Below are 8,819 nucleotides of genomic sequence, written 5' to 3' on the forward strand. Positions count from 1 at the left end.
ACCCCGCCCGCCGGGGACCCCGCGCGTCACGCGAGTCCCAGCTCGTTGTCGATGAAGTCGAAGATCTCGGTTTCGCTGGCCGTCTCGAGCTTCTGCCGCGTGTTCTCCGCCGGGCCCGTGCCCAAGCGGCTCAGCAGCGCCTGCAGCCGGCTGGTGATCCGGGTACCGGCGAGCTGTTCGGCGGTCAGCGCGGCGAAGGCCGCTTCGATCCGGTCCAGCTCGGCCTCGGCCGCCGCGGCCGGATCGGCCGGGCCCAGCTCGCGACCGAGGAACTGGGCCAGCGCGGCCGGGTTCGCGTAGTCGAAGCCGAGCGTCGCGGGCAGGGACAGGCCGGTGACGGCGGCGAGCCCATTGCGCAGCTCGACCGCGGTGAGCGAGTCGAGACCCAGTTCCTTGAACGCCAGCCCGGGGTCCACTGTGGACGGGTTCGCGTACCCGAGCACGGCCGCGACCTCGGCCCGCACCAGGTCGAGCAGCGCCCGCTCCCGCTCGGGGCCGGTCAGCGCGTCGAGCTGCGCCCGGAGGTCCGGCTTCTCCACCGGGACGAGCGCCCGGCGAGCCTCGGGCAGGTCGTCGAGCAGCCGCGAGGTGGTGGTGAAGACGCTCCAGTCGACGTCGGCCACGGCGACGACCGGCTCGCGGCCGCTCAGCGCCCGGTGCAGGGCGGCGGTGGCCACCTCCGGAGCCAGCGGGCGGATCCCGCCGCGTTCGGCGCGGGTGCTGTTCCCGTCCGCCATGCCCGCGCCGGACCACGGTCCCCAGGCGATCGAGGTGGCGGGCAGGCCGAGCCCGGCCCGGTGCTCGGCGAGCGCGTCCAGCACGGCGTTGGCCGCGACGTAGTTGCCCTGCCCGGCCGCGCCGAGCGTGGCCGCGAGGGAGGAGAACAGCACGAACGCGGACAGGTCGCGGTCCCGCGTCAGCTCGTCGAGGTTGACGGCGGAGTCCACTTTGGCCTTGAGCACGGTGGCCAGGCGGTGCGGCGTCAGGGAGTTCAGGACGCCGTCGTCGAGGACCCCGGCGGCGTGCACGACGGCGTCGAGGTCGGGCAGCGAGCCCAGCAGCTCGGCGGCGGCGTCGCGATCGGCGAGGTCGCAGGCGGCGATCGTCACCTTGGCACCCAGCGCACTCAGCTCGGCTTCCAGTTCGGCGGCCCCGGGAGCGGCGGGACCACGCCGCCCGGCGAGCACGACGTGCGGCGCTCCGGTGCGGGCCAGCCACCGGGCGACCTCGGCCCCGAGGGCACCGGTACCGCCGGTGACCAGCACCGTCCCGGTGGGAGTCCAGGGCTCGGCGGGCGCCTCGAGCGGGGCGCGCACGAGCCGCCTCGCGAAGGTGCCTTCCGGGCGGATGGCGAGCTGGTCCTCGCCGTCGGCTGCGGAGAGGGCGGCGACGAGCCGGGTCAGTTCGGCCTCACCGGGGTCGGCGGGCAGGTCGGCCAGGCCACCCCAGCGGTCGGGGTACTCCAGCGCGGCGGTCCGCCCGAGGCCCCAGACTCCGGCGGATAGGGGCTGAGCAGGGATTTCGCCGTCAATGGCGACGGCTCCGGTGGTGACGGACCACAGCGGCGCTTGGAGGCCGGCGTCGCCGAGGGACTGAAGAAGGGTGGAGGTGAGCGCCAGGCCGAGGGGCACGGACGGCTGACCGGGCGTGGGGTGCACGGCCAGGCCGAGCAACGAGAGCACACCATCGGCCGCACCGAGACCGAGCAGTTCAGCGGCCATGGCGTCGCGATCCGGCTCGCCGAACGCCACCTGCACCGGGTCCGCCCCTGCCTCGGCCAGAGCCGGGATCACCGCCTTGACCAGCGGTTCGTCCTCGCACCCGGCAGGCACCACGACAAGCCACCGCCCCGGCAACCCCGCCCGCGGCCGGTCCGCGATCGGGCGCCACGACACGCGGTACTGCTTGCTGTCGGCCGGCGAAGCCACCGGGACCAGGGGCTCCGGCCAGAACACCTGCCGCTCGAACGGGTACGTCGGCACCGCGACCTGCCGCACCCCCGCCGAGAGCGGTGCCCAGTCCACCGGAGGCCCGCTGACGTGCAGTGATGCCAGCGCGAGCAACGCCGTCGCCGGCTCCGGGCGGTCCTTGCGCAGCATCGGGACCGAGCCGTCGGCCAGTGCGGACAACGTCCCGTCCGGGCCCAGCTCGACCAGCCGCGTCACCCCGGCCTCGCGCAGCGTCTCGACCGCCCGCGCGAACCGCACCGGCTCGCGCACCTGCCGGACCCAGTACTCCGGGTCCGTGAAGTCGGCGTCCGCGGTCACCGTGGACACGACCGGGATGCGCGGCCCGGCATAGCCGATCCCGCGCGCCACCTCGGCGAACTCCTCAAGCATCGCGTCCATATGAGCCGAGTGAAACGCATGCGAGACCCGCAAATCCCTAGACTTCACCCCGCGCGCGGTCAGCTCGGCGGCGATCCCGGCCAGCGCCGCCGCGTCGCCGGACAGCACCGTCGACAGCGGCCCGTTGACCGCTGCCAGGTCCGCACGGCCCGCCGCGGCGTCGAGAACGTCCTGCTCGGCGGCCTGCACGGCGAGCATCGCGCCCCCGCCGGGCAGCGCCTGCATCAGGCTCGCCCGCGCGGCGACCAGCCTGCCCGCGTCCGCCAGCGAGAACACCCCGGCGACGTGCGCCGCGGCCAGCTCGCCGATCGAGTGCCCGGCGAGGTAGTCCGGCTTGACGCCCCACGACTCCAGCAGGCGGAACAGCGCGACCTCGAGCGCGAACAGCGCGGGCTGCGTGAACCCCGTCCGGTCGAGCGCGGCGGCGTCGCCGAAGACGACGTCCCGCAACGGCCGGTCCAGCGACACGTCCAGCACCGCGCACACCGCGTCGAACGCGTCCGCGAACACCGGGAACCGCGCGTACAGCTCCGAACCCATCCCGGCGCGCTGCGACCCCTGGCCGGCGAACAGCAGCCCGGTCGCCCCGTCGCCGGCTTTGCCGGTGACGACGCCCGGGTGCTTCGCGCCCGAGGCGACAGCGGTCAGCCCGGCGAGCAGGTCGGCGCCCGTCACGACCGCCCGATGGCCGAACACCGCCCGGGCCGCCAGCGAACGCGCGACCTCCGCCGGGCCGACGTCCGACGCTTCGACGAACTCGGCGAGCCGCCGGGCCTGCTCCCGCAGCACCGTCTCCGACCGGCCCGACAGCGGCCAGACGACGTCCGGCGCGGGAGCGTCCGGAACCGCCACGACCGGCGGCTCTTCGAGGATGACGTGCGCGTTCGTCCCGCTGAAACCGAACGACGACACACCCGCCCGGCGCGGCCGCTCAGAAAGCGGCCAGGGCGTCGTGGAGGTCAGCAGCGCCACCGCGCCGCCCTCCCAGTCGACGTGCCGCGAGGGCCGGTCCGCGTGCAGGGTCTTCGGCAGGACGCCGTGCTCCAGCGCGAGGACCATCTTGATGACGCCGGCGATCCCGGCCGCCGCCTGGGTGTGCCCGATGTTGGACTTCAGCGACCCCAGCCACAGCGGCTGCGAGCGGTCGCGGCCGTACGTCGCCAGGAGCGCCTGGGCTTCGATCGGGTCGCCCAGCTCGGTGCCGGTGCCGTGCGCCTCGACGGCGTCCACATCGGACGGTGCCAGGCCCGCGTTCGCCAGCGCCGCCCGGATCACGCGCTGCTGCGACGGACCGTTCGGGGCGGTGAGGCCGTTGGACGCGCCGTCCTGGTTCATCGCCGAGCCGCGCAGTACCGCGAGCACCGGGTGCCCGAGCCGTCGTGCGTCCGACAGCCGCTCGACCAGCACGACGCCGGCGCCTTCGCCCCAGCCCGTGCCGTCCGCCTCGTCGGCGAAGGCCTTGCACCGGCCGTCGGCCGCGAGCCCGCCCTGGCGGGAGAACTCGACGAACGCGCCGGGCGTCGCCATCACCGTCACGCCGCCCGCGAGGGCCATCGCGCACTCGCCTGCGCGCACCGACTGCGCGGCCAAGTGCAGCGCGACCAGCGACGCCGAGCACGCCGTGTCCACGGTGACCGCCGGGCCGCCCAGGCCGAGCACGTACGATACCCGGCCCGAGACGACCGAAGCCGCGTTCCCGGTGCCGACGAACCCACCGAAATCCTCGCCGGAGCCCGCGAGCACGGCCGGGTAGTCCTGTCCGTTGGTGCCGAGGAACACGCCGACGTCCGGGCCGCCCGAAGGGTCGACCCCGGCGCGTTCCAGCGTCTCCCACGCCGTCTCCAGGATCAGCCGCTGCTGCGGGTCCATCGCCAGGGCTTCCCGCGGCGAGATGCCGAAGAAGGCCGGGTCGAACTCCGTGACGCCGTCGACGAACGCGCCGCCGCCGGTGACGACCCCGGCGGCCGCGAGGCCCGCGACGTCCCAGTGCCGGTCCGCCGGGAAGCCCGAAACCGCGTCACCGCCGGAAAGCAGCAGCTCCCACAGGTCCTCCGGGGTCCGCACGCCACCGGGGAACCGGCAGCCCATCGCCACGACGACGATCGGGTCCTCGGTGGACACCGCCGCGCGCTCGACGACCGGCGCTTCGTCCGGCGTGCCCGCCAGGTGCGCGGCCAGGTCGGCGGCCGTCGGGTAGTCGTAGATCAGCGTCGCGGGCAGCTCGGTCCCGGTGGCCAGGCCGAGCCGGTTGCGCAGTTCGACGGCGGTCAGCGAATCGAACCCGAGATCCTTGAACGACTTGTCCGCCGCGACCTCCTCGGTGTAGCCGAGCACCGCCGCGACCTGACGGCGCACCAGCGTCAGCATGTCCTCTTCGGACAGCCCGGACAGCGCCACCGGCGGGGCTTCACCCTCCGCTTCGGGCAGTTCGGTCAGCAGGCGGCTCGGCCGGACGGCGGTGAGCGCGGGGCCGTAGACCGGCCAGTCGACGTCGGCGAGCGCGACCGCGACGTCGCCGGCGCCGAGGGCCCGGTCGAGCGCCGACAGGGCCAGCTCCGGGTCGAGAGGGGTGAGCCCGCCGCGGCGCAGCCGGTCGCGGACGGCCTCGTCGGCCGCCATCCCGGCGTCGGCCCACGGACCCCAGGCGAGCGACGTCGCCGGCAGCCCGCTCGCACGCCGGTACGCGGCCAGCGCGTCGAGGTAGGCGTTCGCGGCCGCGTAGTTGCCCTGCCCGGCCGAGCCGACCGTGCCCGCCAGCGACGAAAACAGCACGAACGCCGAGAGCTCGCGGCCGGCGGTGGCCTCATGCAGGTTCCAGGCCGTGGTCGTTTTGGCGCGCAGCACCCGGTCGAGCTTTTCGGGGGTGAGCCCGTCGAGCACGCCGTCGTCGAGCACGCCCGCGGCGTGGACCACCGCGGTCAGGTCCGGCAGGGAGTCCACGAGCGCGGTGACCGCGTCCCGGTCGGTGCAGTCGCAGGCCACGACGGTGATCTCCGGCGCGGTCGGTTCGGCAGCTCCACGACGGCTCGCCAGCACCACTCGCGACGCCCCGCGCTCGATCGCCCAGCGCGCGAGGTGCCCGCCGAGCGCGCCGGTGCCGCCGGTGATGAGCACCGTGCCGCTCACCGTCCACTCGGGACATTCGACGGACAGCGGTGCGCGCACGAGCCGCCGGCCGAAGACCCCGGCGGGCCGGATGGCGACCTCGTCCTCGGCGCCGCCGGCGAGCACTCCGCACAGCCGGTCGAGGCCGCGCTCGTCGAGCTGCTCGGGCAGGTCGATCAGGCCGCCCCACCGGCGCGGGTGCTCCACGGCGGCGGATCGGCCGAGGCCCCACACCTGCGCCTGCTCCGGGTGCGTGAGGGGGTCGGACCGGCCGGTCGAGACCGCGCCCCGGGTCGCGCACCACAGCGGCGCGGACCAGCCGAGCCTGCCCAGGGCCTGCACCAGCGCGAGGGTGTCTTCGACCGCCAGCAGCGAAAGAACCCCAGCGGGCTCGTCGCCGGATCCGGCGAGATCGTCGGGCGTGCGAAGCTCCACGACGTCGGCACCCCGGTCACGCAGGCCTGCGACGACGTCGGCGCCCGCTCCCACCACCAGCCAGCGGCCGGACAGCCGGGTCGTGGTCGTCGCGGTGACCGGGTGCCAGCCGATCCGGTACCGCCAGTTGTCCACTGTGGACTCGTCGTGGTGCCGGCGGCGCCAGGCGGCCAGCGCGGGGAGGACGTCGCTGAGCGGGGTCTCCGACGACACGGCGAGGGTGCTGGTCAAGGCGGCGAGGTCCGCGCGGTCGATCGCCGACCAGAACGTGTCCGCACCGGTGTCTCCCACCGGCGCCGCCGACTCCGGCGAGGTGAGCCAGAACCGCTCGCGCTGGAAGGCGTACGTCGGCAGGTCGACGCGGCGAGCCCCGTCGAGCAGCGAAGTCCAGCCGGGCGCGCCGCCCCGCACGTACAGCTCGGCCAACGCGCTCAGGACCGACTCCCGCTCGTCGCGTCCGGCCCGCAGCACCGCCACGACGGGCGCGCTCGCCATCCCGGCCAGGGTCCGGTCCGGGCCGACCTCGACGAACCGCGTGGCGCCCCGGGCTTCCAGCGCCGTCAGGCGGTCGGCGAACCGGACCGGCTCGCGCACGTGCCGCACCCAGTACTCCGGGTCGGTCAGCTCGCCGGGCCCGCCGGTGACGATCGGGATCTTCGGCGCCGAGAACGTCAGCCCGGCCACGACCTGGCGGAACTCGTCGAGCATCGGCTCCATCAGCACCGAGTGGAAGGCGTGCGACACGGCGAGCCGCTTGGTCTTGCGCCCGCGAGACGCCAGCTCGCCGGCTGCGGCGAGCACGGCGTCCTCGTCGCCGGACAGGACGACCGAGTCGGCGGCGTTGACGGCGGCGAGGTTCACCCGCTCGTTCAGCAACGGTGTGACCTCGGCCTCGGTGGCCTGGACGGCGACCATCGCCCCGCCGGCCGGGAGGGCCTGCATCAGCCGGGCCCGCGCGGCGACCAGCGTGCACGCGTCGGCCAGCGAGAGGATCCCGGCGACGTGCGCGGCCGCCAGCTCACCGATCGAATGCCCGGCGAGGAAGTCCGGCTTCACGCCCCAGGACTCCAGCAGCCGGAACAACGCGACCTCGACGGCGAACAGCGCGGGCTGGGTGTGGCCCGTGTCGTTCAGGGACTCGCTCGCGATCGCTTCGGCCAGCGGGAAGTCGAAGCCCGCGCACACCGCGTCGAAGGCTTCGGCGAACACCGGGAACTCGCGGCGCAGCCCGTCCCCCATGCCGATCCGCTGGGAACCCTGGCCGGAGAACAGGAACGCGAGCTTGCCGGCCTTGCCCGCCACACCGTCCACAAGGGACGCGGCCGGCGCGTCGGCGGCGAGCGCGTCCAGAGCCGCCGTCGCTTCGGACGCGTCGGCGGCCAGCACGACAGCCCGGTGCTCGAACGCGGACCTGCCGGTGACGAGGGACAGCGCGGTGTCCGCGAGCGGCACGCCCGCCGTCAGGTGGTCACGCAGCCGGCGGGCCTGATCGCGCAAGGCCTCGCGGGAGCGCGCCGAGAGCGCGAGCGGCACCAGGCCGCCCACCGTGGCCGGCGAGGCCGGCGCCGCGTCGTAGCTCTCCAGGATCACGTGCGCGTTGGTCCCGCTGATGCCGAACGAGGAAACCCCGGCCCGGCGCGGAGTCTCCCCGGCCGGCCACGCGACGTTCTCGGTGAGCAGCTCGACCGCCCCGGCCGACCAGTCGATGTGCGGCGACGGCTCGTCGACGTGCACCGTGCGCGGCAGCAGCCCGTGCCGCATGGCCAGCACCATCTTGATCACCCCGGCGACGCCCGCGGCGGCCTGGGTGTGACCGATGTTGGACTTGACCGAGCCGAGCCAGAGCGGCCGGTCGCGGTCCTGGCCGTAGGTCGCCAGCAGCGCGTGCGCCTCGATCGGGTCACCCAGCGTGGTGCCCGTGCCGTGTGCCTCCACGGCGTCCACATCGGACGGCGTGAGCCCGCCGCTCGCCAGCGCGGCCCGGATGGCCTGCTGCTGCGCCGGGCCGTTGGGCGCGGTGAGGCCGTTGGACGCGCCGTCGGAATTGACCGCGGACCCGCGGACCACGGCCAGCACCGGATGCCCGTTGGCCAGCGCGTCGGACAGCTTCTCGACCAGGACGAGCCCGACGCCCTCGGACCAGCCGGTGCCGTCGGCCGCGGCCGCGAACGGCTTGCACCGACCGTCGGGCGCGAGCCCGCGCTGGCGGCTGAACTCGAGGAACATGCCGGGGGTCGACATGACGGTGACTCCGCCGACGAGCGCCAGCGAGCACTCGCCGCGCCGCAGCGCCTGGGCCGCCCAGTGCAGGGCGACCAGCGACGACGAGCAGGCCGTGTCGACGGTGACCGCCGGGCCCTTGAGCCCGAGCTGATAGGCGACGCGACCGGAGATCACCGCGGTCGAGTTGCCGGTGAGCAGGTGCCCTTCGACGCCGTCCGGCAGCGCGGTCAGGCCCGAGCCGTAACCGGTGGACGTGCCGCCGACGAAGACGCCCGCCTTCGTGCCGCGCAAGGACTGCGGGTCGATCCCGGCGCGTTCGATGGTCTCCCACGCCGTTTCGAGCAGCAGCCGCTGCTGCGGGTCGGTGGCCAGCGCCTCGCGGGGGCTCATCCCGAAGAAGCCGGGGTCGAACTCCGCCGCGTCGTAGACGAACCCGCCTTCGCGGACGTAGCTGGTGCCCGCCTGCTCGGCGTCGCCGGAGTACAGCGCCGCGGGCCAGCCGCGGTCGGTGGGGAAGCCGGACATGCCGTCGCCGCCGGCGGCCAGCAGCTGCCACAGCTGCTCGGGGGTGCGCACGCCGCCGGGGAAGCGGCAGCCCAGGCCGATCACCGCGACCGGCTCGGCGTCCCGGTCTTCGACCTCGCGCAACCGCTGGTTCGCCGCCCTCAGGTCGGTGGTGACCTTCTTGAGGTAGTCGAGCAGCTTCTT

At 74.9% G+C, this 8,819-nt stretch carries 1 pseudogene; it reads right to left on the minus strand.

The window, feature by feature from the left end:
- Positions 1-26 precede the first annotated feature (26 nt).
- Positions 27-8,786: pseudogene (locus QSK39_RS26510) on the minus strand (type I polyketide synthase); the annotation flags it as partial.
- Positions 8,787-8,819: the final 33 nt, after the last annotated feature.

The sequence above is a fragment of the Amycolatopsis sp. NBRC 101858 genome (assembly GCF_030269325.1).
In the GTDB taxonomy this organism is placed as follows: Bacteria; Actinomycetota; Actinomycetes; order Mycobacteriales; family Pseudonocardiaceae; genus Amycolatopsis; species Amycolatopsis ponsaeliensis.